An 18405-nucleotide genomic window follows, 5' to 3' on the forward strand; every position below is an offset into this window, starting at 1 on the left:
GACCATGTACGGCTCGGTGCTGCCCGGCCAGGCCGACGAGCGCGACATGATTCCGATCACTCCGGTCTGCGCCACGCGCGACGAAGCCCCGGGCCAGATTCCCCGCTCGCACATCACCCGCATCATCCGGCCGCGCGTCGAGGAAGTGCTGACCGCCATCAAGGACCGCATGCAGGCGACCGGGATGATGGACATCTGTGGCCGTCGATTCGTCCTGACGGGCGGCGCCAGCGAACTCACCGGCCTGCCGGAAGTGGCGCGACGGGTGCTGGCGCGCAATGTGCGCAACGGCCGGCCGATGGGCATTTCGGGCCTGCCGGAAATGGCCAAGGGCCCGGCCTTCGCTACCGTCGCCGGCATGTTGATCTACCCGCAGGTCTGCGGCCAGGAATATGTCGAGCCCCACCGCTCGGTCCGCCTCACCGGCACGGACGGCTATTTCGCGCGGGTCGGCAACTGGCTGCGGACCAGCTTCTAGCAGTCAGCCTTCGATCTCTCCGCAACGCCTTCTCCCACGAGGGGAGAAGGCACTTCGGCACCCGTGCGCCCCCACCGCTCATGCTTAACACATCCTGACCAAGCCATTACCCCGGCTTGCAAATTGCCACCGTGTTAACGGTTTCGAGGGCATTGTTAGGGTCTGATTAACGAATTGGCGACTAATACTGATCCCACACGCCACTCATGGGGCCATCATGACCATCAACCTCACCATTCCGGACATTCAAGAACTGAAGCCGCGCATCACCGTGTTCGGTGTCGGCGGGGCTGGCGGCAACGCGGTCAACAACATGATCGCCTCAGGCCTTTCCGGAGTGGACTTCGTCTGTGCCAACACGGACGCGCAGGCGCTGGCGCTCAGCAGCGCGCAGCGTATCATCCAGCTCGGCGTCTCGGTGACCGAAGGCCTCGGCGCCGGCTCCCACCCGGAAGTGGGCAGGGCAGCCGCAGAAGAGAGCTACGACGAGATCAACGACCACCTGAGCGGCGCGCACATGGTGTTCATCACCGCCGGCATGGGCGGCGGCACCGGCACCGGTGCGGCCCCCGTGGTGGCGCGCGCGGCCCGCGAGCAGGGTATCCTCACCGTCGGCGTCGTCACCAAGCCCTTCCAGTTCGAAGGCAACCGGCGTTCGCGCCTTGCTGAAGACGGCATCGACGAGTTGCACCGGCATGTCGATACGCTGATCGTCATCCCGAACCAGAACCTCTTCCGCGTCGCCAACGAGAAGACCACCTTCGCCGACGCCTTCAAGATGGCCGACCAGGTGCTCTACTCCGGCGTCGCCTGCATCACCGACCTGATGGTCAAGGAAGGTCTGATCAACCTCGACTTCGCCGACGTGCGCGCCGTGATGCGCGGCATGGGCAAAGCGATGATGGGCACCGGCGAAGCCTCCGGCGAGGATCGTGCGCGGCATGCCGCCGAGGCGGCGATCGCCAACCCGCTGCTCGATGATGTGTCGATGCAGGGCGCGCGCGGCCTCCTCATCTCGATCACCGGCGGCCCGGACCTCACCCTTTACGAAGTCGACGAGGCGGCCAGCCGTATCCGCGAGGAAGTCGATTCGGATGCCAACATCATCCTCGGCGCCACCTTCGATCCGGACATGACCGGCACGATCCGCGTCTCCGTCGTTGCCACCGGCACCGATGCGACGATGGTCCAGGCGCTCGAGCCGATGAAGGCCAATCCGGCCCGCGTGCCGCTGCAGGCGGCGGTGATGCGGCAGGCCATGCCGGACCGGATGATCACCTCCGACGCTCAGTCGGAGCCGGAACTTGAGTCGCAGGTGCAGCAGGCGGTGGCCGACGCCATCTCCTACGGCGAGCCGACCTATCAGGACTATCAGGAAGACGACGGCGTCACCGTCGAACCCTATATTCCGCAGGCCACGCACACCCATCTCGAAGAGGCCCCGCGACTGATCGATGCGCCGATCCCGAGCGCTTATGTGCCCTCCAGCGCCGAACGTCCGGACGGTCAGCGGCGCATGCCGCGCACCGAGGAGCTTCCGGCTGTTGCAAGGCGGTCACTGCACGAGCAAGAAAAGCATGATCCGGAGCCGCGCAACGCACGCGCGCTGTTCAAGCGGCTCGCCTCCAATGTCGGCATAAACCTAAAGTCGAATGAGCCGGCGCGGACCGAGCCGTCGGCCGAGCCGAGTGCCGACGATGCCGCCGCCCGCAGTGCTATCGAAGCCGGAGGCGCCCGGAATGCGCGGGTTTCCGGTAGTGCGGAGGGGGCGCGCGGCAATCTCGACCAGCATGGTCGTGCAGCGCCGCAGCAGACCCAGAAAGAGCATATCGAAATCCCCGCATTCCTCCGTAAACACGGCTGATAGCCGCGGGGGAAAGCCTCGTTCCACAGCCCCGGCGCGGCTTCCGCGCCGGGATTTTATTGTCTATGACTGCACCGGGTCGCGGACGGGGCTGGAGTCGTTGGAGCATGCATAAACTTTCGGCGCGGCAGCGGACTTTGGCCGAGGCCCTCGAGTTCAGCGGTTTCGGTGTTCATTCCGGCGCCCCTGTCACTCTCACCCTCGAGCCCGCAGCGCCCGATAGCGGTTACACGATCACCCGTCTGCTCGACGATGGCCGTCGCGTCGGCCCGGTTCCCGTGCATTTCTCGCGCGTCACGCGCACCACGCTCTGCACCACGCTCGACCTCGGCGACAGCGTGTCGGTTGCCACCGTCGAGCACGTCATCTCGGCGCTTTCGGGCATGGGCGTCGATAACGCCCACCTCGTATTGACCGGTGCCGAATGCCCGATCATCGACGGCAGCGCATGGCCCTTTGTGCAGGGCATCCAGGATGTCGGCCTGATGGTGCAGCCGGCGCCGCGCCGCTACATCAAGATCATGCGCCAGGTGCTGGTCCGCAACAATGAGGCGTCGGCGGCGCTCGAGCCCTATAACGGGCGCATGCTCGACCTCGAGATCGATTTCGACAGCCGCGTTATCGGCCGCCAGCGGATGATCTTCGACTGGACGCCGCGCAAATATTACGACGACGTCTCCCGCGCCCGCACCTTCGGTTTCGTGCGCGACGCCAAGATCTTGCGCCAGGCCGGCTATGCGCTAGGTTCCTCGATGGAGAATTCGATCACCGTTCACGAAGATCGGATCCTCAATCCGGGCGGCCTGCGCTACGAGGACGAGTTCGTGCGCCACAAGCTGCTGGACGCCATTGGCGACCTGGCGCTCTGCGGCCTGCCGATCTATGGGCGCTTCCGTTCGTACAAGGGCGGCCATGCGCTCAATGCGCTGGTTCTCCACGGTCTGTTCGCCAGCGAGGCCAATTACGAGATCGTCACGGCGGATCAGTTGCCGGCGGCGTTCGATGCGCTCGACGACATACCCGATGGACTTAATGTAAGGTCCTACCTGCGCTCGGTGGGCTGATCGGCTCCGCGCCACAGTTTTGATCTTTTTTGTCAGTAGTCCGCCTGCCGTTCAGGGTGGCGTTAAGGGAATGGGGCAGGTCGTGACGATCTCTCAGCATGCAAGTGTTTCGGGCCGGTTCGCACGTATCCTCGCGATGGGCGCTCTCGTGGTGTTCCTCGCGGGCTGCAACCTGTTCGGCCAGCCCAAGATCAAGGAAGAAGCGATCATTCCGCCCGACACCCTGTACCAGCAGGCGCTCGACGAAATGGACAAGCAGCGCTACGTGACCGCCGTCGCGACGCTCGAGAAGCTCGAGCGCCAGCACCCCTTCTCGGAGTTCAACGAGAAGGCCAAGCTGATGGAGGTCTACGCCAACTACCGCATCGGCAAGTTCGAGGAGGCGATTCTCGCCGCCGACCGCTACATGGCGCTCTATCCCAGCTCGAAGGAAACCCCGTACGTCCTTTATCTCAAGGGAAATTCCTATTTCGGGCAGATCAAGGACATCACCCGGGACCAGCAGATTTCCAAGGACGCGATCGAAACCTACAGCCTCATCATCTCGAACTATCCGGACAGCGAATACGCCAAGGACGCGCGCGACAAGATGGTGATCGGCGTCGACCAGATCGCCGGCAAGGAGATGTCGGTCGGCCGCTACTATCTCGGCAACGGCAACTATCCCGCCGCCATCAACCGCTTCCGCGTCGTCGCCGAGCAGTACCAGACCTCGACTCACATCGAGGAGGCGCTGTACCGCCTCACCGAGGCAAACCTGGCGCTGGGCCTCGTCTCCGAGGCGCAGACGGCCGCGGCGGTGCTCGGGCACAACTATCCGCAGAGCTCGTGGTACAAGCAGGCCTTCGACCTCCTCGCCAAGCAGGGCGTCACCCCGCAGATGAACGCCGGCAGCAGCCTCGCCCAGCTCAAGAAGGGCTGACGCGGCCCTCGTTCCACCGGTCATTCTCGCCCCAGGGCGAGAATTTCTGTTGGCAGCGGTGGAGTTGGCAATAAATCCGTTGCCTGTTTGTTCTTCCGTGCGTTAGGTTGCGCAGCGCAGCTTGTTCGGCCCGTTCGGCCGGTCGACCACCGAGGGGCCACTCCCGAAATGCTCAACGCGCTTTCGGTCCGCAACATCGTCTTGATCGATCAGCTCGATCTCGCGCTCGAAGACGGGCTGACCGCCCTCACTGGTGAAACCGGCGCGGGCAAGTCGATCCTGCTCGATGCGCTGACGCTGGCGCTTGGCGGCCGCGGCGATGCCTCGCTGGTCAGGGCAGGGGCAGAGAGCGGGCAGGTCGTCGCGGTGCTGCAGCTGCCGCGCAATCACCCGGCGCGCGAGGCGCTGCGCGAGAACGCCATCGCAGACGACGAGGACGTGATCCTCCGCCGGGTGCAGTTCGCCGATGGCCGCACCCGCGCCTTCATCAACGACCAGCCGGTCTCCGCCGGGCTGCTGCAGGCGGTCGGCAAGCTGATCGTCGAGATACACGGCCAGCACGACGATCGCGCGCTGATCGACGCCGCGACTCACCGTGCCGCGCTCGACGCTTTCGGCGGCCACGAAACGCTGGTCAGCGCCGTGTGGAGCACCTACGAAGCGCTCGTCGAAGCCGAAGCGGCGGTAGCCGGCCAGCGTGCGGTGATCGCCGAGGCGATGGCGCGCGAGGAATATGCCCGCCACGTCGTCGCCGAGCTCGGCGAACTGTCCCTCGAGGCGGGCGAGGAGGAAACGCTCGCCGAACGCCGCCAGCGCCTGATGACGCTCGAAAAGGCCGCCGAGGAAGTGCGCGACGCCGACGAAATCCTCAACGGGCCCACCGCGGCGGGGCCGGTGCTCGCCGGCTTGATGCGCCGCCTGGTGCGCAAGGCAGACGCCGGCGCCGCCGTGTTCCAGCCCATCGTCGAGGCGCTCGACACCGCGCTGGTCGCGCTCGACGCCACGTCGGACGCGCTCGAGGTGCTGAAGCGCGACATGGCCTTCGATCCCGCCGATCTCGAAAAGGTCGAGGAGCGTTTGTTCGCCCTCCGCGCCGCCGCCCGCAAGCACCACACGACCTGCGACGGACTGAGCGACGTCCTCGCCCGCTACCAGAACGATCTCGACATGCTGCAGAGCGGCGAGGAATCGCTGAAAGCGCTGGAAGGGGCTGCGGCTGCCGCCCGCAGCGCCTACGCGGCGGCTGCGACAGCGCTCAGCAAGGCGCGTGAGAAGGCGGCAGCGGCCCTCACCAAGGCCGTGGAAGCCGAACTGCCGGAGCTCAAGCTCGGCGCAGCGAAGTTCATCGTCGACCGGCAGGTTGACCAGGCACGGGTCGCCGCCTCCGGCTACGACCAGATCGCCTTCCACGTGCAGACCAATCCCGGCACCCAGCCGGGCCCGATCCTCAAGGTCGCCTCGGGCGGCGAACTCAGCCGGTTCCTGCTCGCGCTCAAGGTGGTGTTGGCCGATCGCGGGTCGGCACCCGTCCTGATCTTCGACGAAATCGACACCGGCGTCGGCGGCGCCGTCGCCGATGCCATCGGACGGCGGCTGGGGCGGCTTGCCGACAAGGTGCAGGTGCTCACCGTCACCCATGCGCCGCAGGTTGCCGCGCGGGCGCGGAGCCACCTGCTGATCGAGAAGCAGGCGATCGAGGAGGGGGCGTTCATGCGCACCCACGTCCGCCGGCTCGATGGCAAGGCCCGGCAGGAAGAAGTGGCGCGCATGCTGGCCGGCGCCAAGGTGACCGACGAGGCGCGCGCCGCGGCCGGCAGGCTGATTTCTGAAGTATCGTGACTTGCGTTGAAGGTTGGGTTTTTCTCATCCTCAGCTGGTCGAAGGATGAGGAAGACGGTGGATGAGTGGCGCCGAGCGGGAAATCGAGAGCTACAGCGAGGCTGAGGCCAAGGCAGAGCTCGACCGGCTGCACGAGCTGCTGAGCGAGGCGGACCGGGCCTATTTCGAGGCCGACTCGCCCGACATGACGGACGCGGCCTACGACGCGATGAAGCGCCGCTATCAGGCCCTCGAGATCGCTTTCCCCGAACTCAAGCGGCCCGACAGCCTCAGCGAAAAGGTGGCTGGCGCGCCGGTCGAAGGGTTCAGCAAGGTCCGGCACGCCGTCCCCATGCTGAGCCTCGCCAAGGCCTATACCGACGAGGACGTCGTCGATTTCATCGAGCGCGGCCGGCGCTTCTTCGAGCGCGACAAGGACCTGAAGCTGGTTTTCACCGCCGAACCCAAGATCGACGGCCTGTCGGCATCGCTACGCTATGAGAACGGCGTGTTCGTGCAGGGCGCGACGCGCGGGGACGGCACGGTGGGCGAGGACATCACCGCCAATCTCAGGACCATCGCCGATATCCCCCAGAAGCTGAAGGGCACGGGCTGGCCCCAGACGATCGAAATCCGCGGCGAGGTCTACATGACCTATGCCGAGTTCGAGGCCCTCAAGGCGCGCTCGGCGGCCGCCGGCGGGCAGGAATATGTCAACCCGCGCAACACCGCAGCCGGCTCGCTGCGCCAGAAGGACCCGTCGATCACCGCCAGCCGCAACCTGAAATTCTTCGCCTATGCCTGGGGCTACACCACGGCCGATCCGGCGCCCACCCAATACGACGCGGTGCAGAAGTTCGGCGAATGGGGTTTCAGGATCAGCCCTCTGATGGTCCGCGCTTCCTCGGTCGAGCAGCTTGTCGCCCAGTATCGCCTGATCGAGGAGCAGCGCTCGTCGCTCGGCTACGACATCGACGGCGTGGTCTACAAGGTCGATGACCTCGCGTTGCAGCGCCGCTGGGGGTTCGTCAGCAGTGAGCCGCGCTGGGCGATAGCGCACAAGTTCCCGGCCGAGCAGGCCTTCACAACGGTCAACAAGATCGACATCCAAGTCGGCCGCACCGGCACCTTGGCGCCGGTGGCGCGCCTGGCGCCGGTCAGCGTCGGCGGCGTGGTGGTCGAGAACGTCACCCTCCACAACGAGGACTACATCAAGGGCCTCGACAGCAATGGCCTGCCGATCCGCGAAGGGATCGACATCCGCATCGGCGACACTGTGGTCATCCAGCGCGCCGGCGACGTCATCCCGCAGATCGTCCGCGTGGTGATCGAAAAGCGCCCCGCCGATGCCGTGCCCTACGAGTTCCCGCACACCTGCCCGGTCTGCGGCTCGCCCGCAACGCGCGAGCTCAACGAAAAGACCGGCAAGGAAGATTCGCGCCGGCGCTGCACCGGGGAACTAATCTGCGCCGCCCAGGCCGTCGAGCGGCTGCGCCATTTCGTGTCGCGCGGTGCCATGGACATCGAAGGCCTCGGCGCCGAGAACATCGAGCTCTTGTTCAACAAGGGGCTGGTGAAGACAGCTGCGGACATCTTCACCCTCCGCGACCGCCGGGCGGCGGTGCAGCAGGCATTTGCCGAGCGGCGCGAGGAGCAGGCGCGGCTGCGCGAGGAGGCCTCGGGCAAGTCCCGCAAGAACGTCCGCGGCGTCGAGGACCGCAGTTTCAAGGGCCTCGACAAGCTGTTCGCCGCCATCGACGCGCGGCGCCAGCCGGAACTCGACCGCTTCATCTTCGCGCTTGGCATCCGCCACATCGGCGAGACCACCGCGGCGGTGCTGGCCAAGACCTTCTCGACCATCGAGGAAGTGATCCGCGTCGGCAAGGAGACGGCGGCGCACCCCGAAGACCCGCATTCGGTATTCCCGTACGTCGACGGTATCGGCGGCACGGTCATCGAGGCGCTGATCGATTTCTTCGGCAACCAGCGCAATGACGACGTGCTCGATGCGCTGCTGGTTCAGGTGCGCCCGAAGCCGTACGTCGTCACCGTCTCGGCGACCAGCGAGGTGGCGGGGAAGACCGTGGTGTTCACCGGCAGCCTCGAAAAGCTGACGCGCGGCGAGGCCAAGGCCATGGCTGAGCGGCTGGGCGCCAAGGTGGCCGGATCGGTGTCGAAGAACACCGACATCCTCGTTGCCGGACCCGGCGCGGGCTCCAAGCTCAAGGATGCGCAGGCGCTGGGCATACTTGTGCTCGATGAAGATCAATGGCTTGATCTGGCAGCCAAATAAGCTTTCAGCCCTAGAGGTACAAATGTTGAGACTGACGACTGCAATAATGGCCGCCACTCTCACACTCCCGGCAGTGGCCGGCGAAGGTGGCGACATCGCGCTGCGCCATCTCTACGCCGGCACGGCGGCGGCTGGCATCACCGAGCTCGACGCCCCCCCGGATGCGGAGTCGCGGTTCGGGAAGGGCATGCTGCAGTTCGCCAATGCCATCGAACACTTCGGGCAGGGGCTCTATCGGCATGGTTTTGCGCCCAACTGGGGTTGGGGTGGCGTCAACGCCCCCAGTCAGATGCTGATACCGGTCCCCGCCAATCCGAACCCTGAGCCGCTCGACTACGAAAAGCTCCGCGCCATGCTTGTCATTCTCGTTACGGAGATGGATGAGGCGCAGAAAACCTTGCGCGAAGCTGGAGTTGCCGGCGACTACGTGATCCCGCTGGATGTGATGAAGGTCGGCCTGGACCTGGACGGGGACGGCGGCAGCGCGCCGGGAGAGAGCATCGCCGCCATCCTCGGCGGGGCCATGGGCCTCACAAACCGGCGACAGTCCAACCCGGCCGAGCCGGGTTCCCTGGTGATCGGACTGGACCGCGCCGATGCGATCTGGCTCGCCGGGTACACGAACATCGTCGCAACGCAGGCCGATTTCCTCCTCGCGCACGATTTTCATGAGCTTTTCTACGCCACCTTCCATCGCCTGTTCCCCGGGGCGGGGTTGCCGCTCGAGAACGACATTCGGGGCCGTCGCGCGCGTGGCCAAGGCTACGAACTGCTGGATCCCGACTCCGAGGTCACCGTCGCTGACCTGATTGCGCTCATCCACACCATCGACTGGGCCGTCGTAGAGCCCGATCGCTTGAAGCGGGTGAGGGAGCGTCTGCTCACCATCTCAGCACTGTCGCGCCAGAACTGGGCAGCTATCACCGCAGAAACCGACAACGATCGCGAGCTATTGCCCAACCCCGATCAGACAGCGGCGGTCGGCCGAGCGCGGGTCAACGCGGAGCAGATCGCGGCCTGGCAGTCGACGCTGGACACCTTCGATCAGGTGGTCAACGGCGAGCTGCTGATCCCGCACTGGCGCTTCGCGAAGGGCTTTGACGTCAAGGCCTACTTCGAAACGGCAACGAACACGGACCTCGTCATGCTGCTCACTGGCTACGACGCGCTGCCGTTCCTGAAGGATGGGCCGATCGCCACCGAGGCATCGTTTAGCGACCTGCTTCGTGCCTTCGGGGGCAATTGGCCCGGCTACGCCTTCTGGTTCAACTGAGGCTTCCCAATGCGCCTGCTCATCGCTCTTGCCGCCCTCGTGATGCTCGGACAGCCGGCCATCGCCCAGGCCTACGCCGACCCCAAGGCGCTGCTCGAAGCGCTCTATGCCGGCTACATGCCGCCTAACGAGGTCCCGCCCAACGAGACGCCGCTGCAGAGTGCGCGGCTAAACAACCTGTTCGCCAAGGATGCAGCGGAGGCGAACGGTGAGATCGGGCGGATCGATTTCGGGCCTTACATCAACGGCCAGGACTACCAGATCAGCAAGCTCGTCATCAGCGCCCCCTATTACGCCGGCGGCAAGGCGGTGGTGAGGGTCACATTCGACAACTTCGATACGCCACAGGAACTCGGGTTCCTGCTGGTCGACGAGGATGGCTGGAAGATCGACGACGTGTGGGGCGGTAGCGCCAAATACAGCTACGACCTGCTCGATATCCTCGAAGCGCCGCTGCCATGATTGCGGCGCGGCGCAGCCCTCAATGTGCCCAAACGGGGTGCTAGCCGGGAGTCCTCAACACGGGGGTGGTCGTGCGGCGAATCATTGCAGGTCTATTGTTCATCGTCGCCGCTACCGGCGCAGCAAGCGCCTATGACAGCCCCAAGGCGCTGGTGGAGGCGATCTACCAGCCCTACAGCAGCGGCGCAAAGCACGATGACGGGCTTGAGAAGTTCTATTCGGCGCGCCTCAAGGATCTCTATGCCGCGAACATCGAGCGGCAGACCGTCGACCAGAAGGGCGCGGCGGTCGATCCCGACGCGCCCGCCATGCTGGCTTTCGACCCGTTCATCGAGGGCCAGAACTCGCTGCTGCTCGACCTCGTCATCGGCGAGCCGGTGATGAACGGCGACCGCGCCGTGTCCACCGTCAGCTTTCACAACTTCGACCACATGAGCCTGATCAGCGTGTCGATGGTCAAGGAGGCCGACGGCTGGAAGGTCGACGATGTGGCCTCGATGGCCGGCAGCCAGAACTGGCTGCTGTCCTGGCTGCTGCAGTACGACCCGTTCTCGGTGAATTGAGGCCTGCAGACTCAGTCGGGAATCCCTCTCCCACACGGGGAAGGCAAGACCCTCAAATCTCCCGCGTCGCCTCCTTCAGCCACGCCTTCACCTCGCCCTGCACCAGCGGGCCGATCTCCTTGAACACGCGCCTGTGGTACGCGTTGAGCCACTTGCGCTCGGGCGCCGTCAGCAGCGCCTCATCGACCAGCCGCAGGTCGATCGGCGCCAGCGTCAGCGTCTCGAATTCGAGGAACTTGCCGCCGCCGACCTCGCTCTCCATAACCACCAGCAGGTTCTCGATGCGGATGCCGTAGGCGCCTTCCTTGTAGTATCCGGGCTCGTTCGAGGTGATCATCCCCACCTCGAACGGCGTTGGATAGCGCGGCGAAATGCCGATCGGCCCCTCGTGCACCGACAGGAAGGCGCCGACGCCATGTCCGGTGCCGTGGTTGTAGGTGACGCCGTCCTCCCACAGGAACTGCCGGGCCAGCACGTCAAGCTGCGCGCCGTTGGTGCCCCTGGGGAACCGCGTCATCGAGATTGCCATCATGCCGCGCAGCACGCGGGTGAAGCGGTCCTTCTGCTCGGCCGTGGCCTTGCCGGTGAACATGGTGCGGGTGATGTCGGTGGTGCCCGAGAGATACTGCGCCCCTGAGTCGACCAGCATCAATTCCCCCGGCTTCAGCTGCCGGTTGGTCTTCTCGTCGACGCGATAGTGGATCACCGCCCCGTTCGGACCCGCGCCGGAAATCGTCTCGAAGCTGATGTCGACGAGGCTCGGCTCCTCGCGCCGGAAACCCTCGAGCGCGGTGGCGATGCCGATCTCGTCGAGACCGCCCTTGGGGGCCTCCTCGTCGAACCACTGGAGGAACTTCGCCATGGCGAGGCCGTCGAGCCGGTGCGCCTCGCGCATCCCGGCGAGCTCAGCGTCGTTCTTCTTCGCCTTGGGCAGCAGCACCGGATCGCGCTTCTCGATCAGCTTGGCCTCACTGACGCCGCTGATCGCCTGCGCCACCGCCACCGGAACGGTGGCCGGATCGAGCATCACGCGCTTGTCGCCGGCGCCGAGCTTCCGCAGGGCCGCGATCATGGTCGCGACGTCGGCGACTTTCGCCAGCCCCTCGAGCCCGTGCCGAAGCTCCGGCGTGATCTTCTGCTTGTCGAAGAACAGCGTCGGCATGCCCGTCTTCGGCACCAGCGCAAAGCACAGCACCACCGGCACATGCGGCACGTCGCGGCCACGCAGGTTGAACAGCCAGTTGATCGATTCCGGCACCGTCAGCACCAGCGCGTCGGCATCGTCCTCGCCCATCGTGGCCCGGATCTCGGCCAGCTTTTCCGGCGCCGTCTTGCCGGCGCGATTATTGCCCAGGAACTCGATCGGCCCGTTGGGCGGGGCAGGGCGGTCCTGCCACATCCGGTCGACCAGGTTGCTGGTCGGCACCAGCGTCGCCTTGCCGGCGAGCTTCTTTTCGAGGTCGAGGATTTCACTCGGCGTGTGTAGCCACGGGTCGAACCCGACCTTGCCGCCCTTGGGCACGAACTCCGCGATCCGCGGCGAGTAGCCGCCCTGCGTCGCCTCGATCACGCTGACCAGCTTGGTGTCGGTCTGGGCGGGCGCCTGCAACGTATAGCGGCCATCGACGAACAGCGCCGCCTTGCGGCTGCCGACGATCGCGAGCCCGGCCGAACCGGTAAAGCTCGTCACATAGGCGAGCCGCGCCTCACTTTCGGGAACCATCTCGCCGCGATGCGCATCGGTGCGCGGCACGAGGAACGCATCGACGCCCGCCTCCCGCATTTGCGCCCGCAGCGCTCTCAAACGCGGGGCGACGGTCCTGGGATCGGTGCGGATATCGAAGGTCTGGTAGACGGTCGGAGCGAAGGCGTTGTCGGTCATGATGAAATTGCCGCGGGAGGGAATGGCGCGGACCCTAACAGAGCCGATCCGACTTCCCAAGCCGCGGCAACGTTCATCCGCGGTTCAACCTCGGCGGCGCATTTCGGCGCCCGGGGCTCGATGGAGCGTCGAGATGACTGAACGCAAGACACTGTTCCGGCGCGTATTCGAGTCGATGATGGAGGGCCGCACCAGAGAGGCGCAGCGACACATCACCGAGTACTTGAGGGCGCGTCCGGTGGCCAGCGAGTGGCGCAGCTGAAGCCTTCACACGTTGTTAAGGCGCCCTGCATCGACGGCATGGCTGCCTTTCGCAACAAGGACTTACCGGCGGAGCCCGTCGGCACTACATAGCGGTTGTCGCAGAACCGCGGCATAGACAAGGAACCGGGAGAACAACATGCCCGAGAGCAAGAACGATTTCCGCAAGGCGCTCGGCAGCGTCATCGAAGCGCGGGGCCGCGAGGCCACACGCAGCGTCGGCCGCAGCCGTGAACACCTGCTGCTCGGCGCGCTCACCAAGCGCCCGAACTAGGCTAACGCGCGTCAGCGCGGGGTTTGTATGTCGATTTGAAGAGTCCCTGGATCGCGAGGTCCGGGGACTTTGCTTTTTCGCGAAGCTTCGACGCCGCTGGCTCCGCACCCCCACCCTCTATCCCTCCCCACAGGGGGGAGGAGGCGCAAGGGCCGCTGGCTATGGCGCACGCTGAACAACCAGTCGTCTCCCTCCCCCTTGTGGGGAGGGATCAAGGGTGGGGGTCCACGATGCGTCAGCCCCTAAACCCGCTCCAGCACCAGCGTCGCCCATTCCTTCTTGATCAGCTTGTTCCGCAGCACGATGCCCTGCTGCGCGTATGCGGAGATGACCCGGGGCGCCTGGTGCACGAGGATACCCGACAGAATCACCGTGGCGCCGATCCCCGCCACCCGCCGCATCGCCGGCGCCAGCCCCACCAGCGGCCCGGCGAGGATGTTCGCGACAATCAGATCATACGGCGCGCCCGCAGCGATCTGCCGATGCTCCAGCCCCGTGGCCTCGATAGCAATCACATAGCGACCGACGCCGTTGTCCCGCGCGTTCTCCGCGGCGGTCTTCACCGCCACCGGGTCGATGTCGCTCGCCAGCACGGGCAGGTGGGTGCGCTTAGCCAGCGCGATGGCGAGCACGCCCGTACCCGTGCCCACGTCTAGCATCGAGCGGAAGCGCCGCCGCTTCAGCGCCCTGTCGATGGCTTCGAGGCAGCCCGTCGTGGTCTCGTGGTGCCCGGTGCCGAAGGCCTGTGCGGCGTCGATGCGAATCGCCGTCAGCCCGGACGGCGCCGGCGCCTCCTCGTGGCTGCCATGCACATAGAAGCCGCCGGCGATCACCGGTTGCAGCCCTTCGAGCGATTTCGCAACCCAGTTGACCGTCGGATCGATCGCCTCGACCGCAAAGCTCACCTTGCCACCCAGCGTCTCGCGGGCGATTTCGTTGAACGCCTCGAGGTCGGGCTCGCTGGTGCAGGTCGCCTCGAACACCCACTCGCCGGTTTCCGCGTCCTCGTGCGCCGAAGCGGTGACGGCGGTGTCCTCGCGCGCCATCACGGCGTCGACCAGCGCATAGGCCTGGTCCTTGGTGAGCGGGGTCGAAAGTTGCGAGAGCGTCATGGGGCGAGGATCCTGTTCGCCGCTGTTTCGAGGCAGCGGCGCGCTATGTCAATGGCCGGTGATCGCCAGCGTCAAGCGGCAGCCTCGGCGCTCTGCAGCGATAGTGTCGCCCAGACCGGCAGGTGGTCGGAGCCGGTGCGGGCGAGGGCGGAATGGTGCACCCCCGCGGCCTCGAGCCGGAAGTCGCGGCTGGTGATGATGCGGTCGAGCTGCAGCATGGGGCGGCGGGAATGGAAGCTCGGGCCCAGCGGGATCACGTCGTGATGCTTGGCGAACGCCTCGAGGCTCTTGCCGTTCTCGGCCCACTGGTTGAGGTCGCCCATGATGACGGTGGGCATGTTGTTCTCGAGCTTTTCGAGATGCGCGACGATCGCCTCCGCCTGCTTCATGCGCGAATTGCCCAGCAGCCCCAGGTGCATCCCGACGATCCTCAGGGTGGCGCCGCCGATGATCACATCCGCCAGCACCGCGCCGCGCGGCTCGAACGCTGGCAGTTCGATGCGCTGCTGGTGGCGCACCTCGATGCCCTTCTTCACCAGCAGCACATTGCCGTGCCAGCCGAGGCTCTGCTCGCGGATGCCGAAGCGCACCGGCATATAGCCTGTGGATTCGACAATCAGGTCCGGCGACAGGGTCGTGGCGCGCTGGCCGAAGCGGCGGTCCACCTCCTGCAGGGCGATGACGTCCGCATCCAGCACGGCGAGGATATGCATGATGCGCTCGCGCAGCCGACGCCGGTCGGTGCCGATGCTCTTCCGGATATTGTACGAGGCGACTTTGATCATTGGGCTCAGAGAATGGGGGACAACAGGCGGGCAGCGGCGGCGATGAACCGGGGGATCCTGCGGCGCTTCTGCACCTCCTCCTTGGTCACCGGGCGGCATTTGGCGATATCGGTCAGCAGCATCTTGTCAACGGCATCGATGACCTTGCGGTTCGGCATCCACACGGTCATTTCGAAATTGATGGCAAAGGAACGGTTGTCGAAGTTGACCGTGCCGACGCTGGCCATCCTGTCGTCCATCAGCAGCACCTTCTGGTGCAGGAACCCCTTCTGGTAACGGTAGATGGCGATATCGTGTTCGACCATGGCGTCGGCGTGTGCATTGCTCGCGAGCCAGACCATGATGTGGTCCGGCTTGGTCGGCAGCATGATGCGCACGTCCACACCGCGCAGGATGGCGGCATAGAGCGCCGTGCGCATGTCGGTGTCGGGCACGAAGTAGGGGCTCACGATCCAGAGCCGCTCCTTGGCCTGCCCGATGATGTCGGCGAAGGCGATGGGGCAGGCTTCCAGCTTGTCGGCGGGCCCCGTGGCCATCACGAGGGCTGAGACATCTCCCGGCTCTTCGACCGGTTCGGGTGGGGGCGGCGCCAGCGCGACCCCGGTGGCCCACAGCCAGTCCTCCTGGAAGATCAGCGCCACCGACGAGGCGGCCGGGCCTTCCAGCTTCAACTGGGTGTCGCGCCAGTGCCCGAACCGCTTGCTTTCGCCGAGATACTCGACTCCGACATTGGCGCCCCCGGTCCAGGCAATCTTGCCGTCGACCACCACGGTTTTCCGGTGGTTGCGGTAGTTGATGCGCGTCGGGCCGAATACCCGCAGGAATCTGTGGCGATAGTTGAAGCTGAAGATCTGGATGCCCTCGGCCCGCAGCCTGTCCCTGTACTCCTTGGACAGGCCGCCGCTGCCGACATCGTCGTAGAGCACGTAGATGGAGACGCCCGCTCTCGCCCGCTCCATCAGCGCGGCGGCAAGCCGCTGGCCGAGCGCATCGTGCCTGAGGATATAGAACTGCACGAAGATGTAGGTCTTGGCGATGGCAATACCCTCGAAGATCGATTCGAACGTTGCCTCGCCATCGATCAGCAGTTCCGCGGTATTGCCGGCAAGGAACGGCATGCCGGCGGCGCGCCGCTGCACCGGCCAGGCAGCGCCGGCCTCGCGGTCGATGACGGCAAGATCCTCGCTGCGAAGCATGCGCGACTGGCGCACCTGCATGCGGGTCAGCGCGTAGCCGTCGAAGTGCTTCCAGCCGAAGATCAGGTAGATGATGGCGGTGGGGAAGGGCAGGAACGCCAACGATACCAGCCAGGCGATCGAACCCTGGGAGGTTCGCGACGCGCTGATCTCGCGCACGGCGCAGACGAAGGCGAGCAGATAGAAGCCCCCCACGACCAGCGCGATGATCGAGAAGTTTCGGACGACGTTCTCGACCAGTTCGGTCATGTCGGTCATGGGCGGCCCCCGGTGCTGCTACTAATAGCCAACGCCGCAAAGGTAGCTAGTGGTTCCGCGGGTGCTATCAAGTGTTGCGCGTCGCCGTGAAGCCCGCGATTGTAGCTGCGGATCGTTATGGTCCGATCTCCCGCCTCCGAAAGATTCGCCCCCGTGTCGACGCCAACGCTTCTCCCACGTCAAAACGCCATGACGGGAATTGCGTTCAAGCTCAGTTCGGTATGCGTCTTCCTCGCCATGTCGAGCCTGCTCAAGGCATCCGACGGGGTCCCCGCCGGGCAACTGGTGTTCTTCCGCTCGTTCTTCGCCATCCTGCCGATCCTCGTCTATCTCGCCTTAACCGGCGAGCTCATCGAGGGGATGAAAACGAAGCATCCGCTCAGCCACGTCTGGCGCGGCCTCGTTGGCACCGGCGGCATGGCGACCTCGTTCTACGCGCTCACCCAGCTACCGCTGCCCGAGGCCATCACCATCAACTACGCCACCCCACTGCTGATCGTGGTGTTCAGCGCCGTATTCTACCACGAGCAGGTCCGCCTCTATCGCTGGACCGCCGTGCTGGTGGGGCTGTTGGGCGTTGTCATCATCATCTGGCCGCGACTGACGGTGTTCTCGAGCGGCGTCCCCGATACGACCGGCGCGACGCTCGGTGCCATCATGGCGCTCGTCTCATGCTGCTTTGCGGCCACGGCCATGATGCTGGTGAGAAAACTCGTCCACACCGAGCGCTCCGCCACCATCGTCCTCTATTTCTCGCTCATCTCCGCGACCATCGGGCTTTGCACCTTGCCGCTCGGCTGGGTGATGCCGACCCCGGAGCAGTTCGCGCTCCTCATCACCGCCGGCATCTTCGGCGGCATCGGCCAGATACTTCTCACCGAATCCTACCGCCACGCCGACATGTCGGTCGTCGCCCCCTTCGAATACGCCTCGCTGATCCTCTCGATCATCGTCGGCTACGTCTTCTTCCGCGACGTCCCGACCATCGAGATGCTGGTGGGCGGCGTGATCGTCGTCGCCTCCGGCCTGTTCATCATCTACCGCGAGCACCGCCTGGGCATCGAGCGGCGGAAGGCGGGCGAGGTCACGCCGCCGCAGTAACCATCAGGTTACGGCTTCTGCACGAAGCTCTCGAGCACCTTCTTCCGCCCCGCCTTCTCGAACTCGATCGTCAGCTTGTTCCCCTCGATCGACTCGATCCGGCCATAGCCGAACTTCAGGTGAAACACGCGCTCGCGCACCGAGTAGGCCGAGCCGCGGCCGTCGTCGACCGAGCGGGCGACGAGGTCGCCGTCGATTGTCATCGGACCCGCCGACTTGCGCGAGGACGCCTGCGCTCGCGCCCGCTGCCAGCCGGGGGTCTCGTACAGCGAATCGAAGGGATCGCGCGTGTCGAAGCGCCCACCGCCAGAGCGCCCGCCATAGCCATAGCCGCCATAGGCCGAGCCGGTGTCCTTCACCTCGACCGCTGCAGCCGGCAGCTCGTCGAGGAAGCGCGACGGGATGGCCGCTTGCCACTGGCCGTGTGCAAGACGGTTCTGCGCCACCGAGACCCGCAGGCGCTTGCGCGCCCGGGTCAGCCCGACATAGGCCAGCCGCCGCTCCTCTTCGAGCCCGGCGCGGCCCAGTTCGTCCATGGTCCGCTGGCTGGGGAACAGCCCTTCTTCCCAGCCGGGCAGGAACACGGTGTCGAACTCCAGCCCCTTGGCGGCATGCAAGGTCATCAGGTTGATGCGGTCGCCCGATTCATCCTGGGCGATCTCCATCACCAGGCTGACATGTTCCAGGAAGGCAGCCAGGGATTCGAAGCTCTCCATCGAGCGGACGAATTCCTTCAGATTGTCCAGCCGGCCGGGCGCTTCCGCCGACTTGTCGGCCTTCAGCATGTCGGTATAGCCGC

17 protein-coding genes are annotated in these 18405 nt (G+C 65.6%); 12 read left to right on the forward strand and 5 right to left on the reverse strand.

Annotated features, from left to right (window positions below; genetic code table 11):
* The 9 genes from JWQ89_RS09245 to JWQ89_RS09285 form a co-directional block, all read left to right on the forward strand.
* Positions 1–478, forward strand: a 478-nt coding sequence (locus JWQ89_RS09245) for a cell division FtsA domain-containing protein (RefSeq protein WP_366143989.1), incomplete at its 5' end; no start/stop codon positions are given.
* A gap of 217 nt (positions 479–695) precedes the next feature.
* Positions 696–2342, forward strand: coding sequence for a cell division protein FtsZ (gene ftsZ, locus JWQ89_RS09250; RefSeq protein WP_299640339.1), 1647 nt, complete (start codon positions 696–698; stop codon positions 2340–2342).
* 107 nt (positions 2343–2449) lie between these two features.
* The gene (lpxC, locus tag JWQ89_RS09255) at positions 2450–3406 is read left to right on the forward strand and encodes a UDP-3-O-acyl-N-acetylglucosamine deacetylase (RefSeq protein WP_299640341.1); all 957 of its coding nucleotides are present in this window, start codon (positions 2450–2452) and stop codon (positions 3404–3406) included.
* Positions 3407–3488: 82 nt separating this feature from the next.
* Complete coding sequence (locus tag JWQ89_RS09260) at positions 3489–4328, forward strand: outer membrane protein assembly factor BamD (protein WP_299640343.1); 840 nt, start codon at positions 3489–3491, stop codon at positions 4326–4328.
* A 168-nt stretch (positions 4329–4496) separates the two neighbouring features.
* The gene (gene recN / locus JWQ89_RS09265; RefSeq protein WP_299640344.1) at positions 4497–6167 is read left to right on the forward strand and encodes a DNA repair protein RecN; all 1671 of its coding nucleotides are present in this window, start codon (positions 4497–4499) and stop codon (positions 6165–6167) included.
* Between the two features lie 61 nt (positions 6168–6228).
* Entirely contained in the window at positions 6229–8439 is a 2211-nt protein-coding gene (gene ligA / locus JWQ89_RS09270) for an NAD-dependent DNA ligase LigA (protein WP_299640346.1), read from the forward strand.
* Positions 8405–9712: a hypothetical protein gene (locus tag JWQ89_RS09275; protein WP_299640348.1), complete on the forward strand. Its 1308-nt coding sequence runs from the start codon at positions 8405–8407 to the stop codon at positions 9710–9712. Before ligA ends, JWQ89_RS09275 begins: the two co-directional genes overlap by 35 nt.
* Before the next feature lie 9 nt (positions 9713–9721).
* Entirely contained in the window at positions 9722–10174 is a 453-nt protein-coding gene (locus JWQ89_RS09280; protein WP_299640350.1) for a DUF3828 domain-containing protein, read from the forward strand.
* Between the two features lie 71 nt (positions 10175–10245).
* Positions 10246–10737, forward strand: a complete 492-nt coding sequence (locus tag JWQ89_RS09285) for a hypothetical protein (RefSeq protein WP_299640352.1) — start codon at positions 10246–10248, stop codon at positions 10735–10737.
* 52 nt (positions 10738–10789) lie between these two features.
* On the opposite strand, the gene JWQ89_RS09290 is transcribed toward JWQ89_RS09285, so the two are convergent.
* On the reverse strand, positions 10790–12619 hold the full coding sequence (locus JWQ89_RS09290; RefSeq protein WP_299640353.1) for an aminopeptidase P family protein: 1830 nt from the start codon (positions 12617–12619) through the stop codon (positions 10790–10792).
* A gap of 133 nt (positions 12620–12752) precedes the next feature.
* Here JWQ89_RS09290 and JWQ89_RS09295 point away from each other — a divergent pair, with 133 nt between their 5' ends.
* Positions 12753–12881, forward strand: a complete 129-nt coding sequence (locus JWQ89_RS09295) for a hypothetical protein (RefSeq protein ID WP_299640355.1) — start codon at positions 12753–12755, stop codon at positions 12879–12881.
* A gap of 138 nt (positions 12882–13019) precedes the next feature.
* Positions 13020–13154 carry a hypothetical protein gene (locus JWQ89_RS09300; protein ID WP_257720968.1) on the forward strand — a complete coding sequence of 45 codons (135 nt, stop codon included), beginning with the start codon at positions 13020–13022 and terminating at the stop codon, positions 13152–13154.
* A 242-nt stretch (positions 13155–13396) separates the two neighbouring features.
* On the opposite strand, the gene JWQ89_RS09305 is transcribed toward JWQ89_RS09300, so the two are convergent.
* From JWQ89_RS09305 to cls, 3 genes are all read right to left on the reverse strand, one after another.
* Entirely contained in the window at positions 13397–14266 is an 870-nt protein-coding gene (locus JWQ89_RS09305; protein WP_299640357.1) for a 50S ribosomal protein L11 methyltransferase, read from the reverse strand.
* Between the two features lie 71 nt (positions 14267–14337).
* Positions 14338–15051, reverse strand: a complete 714-nt coding sequence (locus JWQ89_RS09310; RefSeq protein WP_299640359.1) for an endonuclease/exonuclease/phosphatase family protein — start codon at positions 15049–15051, stop codon at positions 14338–14340.
* Between the two features lie 5 nt (positions 15052–15056).
* Entirely contained in the window at positions 15057–16505 is a 1449-nt protein-coding gene (gene cls, locus JWQ89_RS09315; protein WP_299640361.1) for a cardiolipin synthase, read from the reverse strand.
* Positions 16506–16694: 189 nt separating this feature from the next.
* Between cls and JWQ89_RS09320 the strand changes: the two genes are divergently transcribed.
* A complete protein-coding gene (locus JWQ89_RS09320) occupies positions 16695–17606 on the forward strand; it encodes a DMT family transporter (protein WP_299640362.1) in 912 nt (303 codons plus the stop codon).
* Positions 17607–17614: 8 nt separating this feature from the next.
* On the opposite strand, the gene JWQ89_RS09325 is transcribed toward JWQ89_RS09320, so the two are convergent.
* The coding region (locus JWQ89_RS09325; RefSeq protein WP_299640364.1) for an ATP-dependent helicase at positions 17615–18405 on the reverse strand (791 nt) is incomplete at its 5' end.

This window comes from Devosia sp., assembly GCF_028290645.1.
Classification (GTDB): domain Bacteria; phylum Pseudomonadota; class Alphaproteobacteria; order Rhizobiales; family Devosiaceae; genus Devosia_A.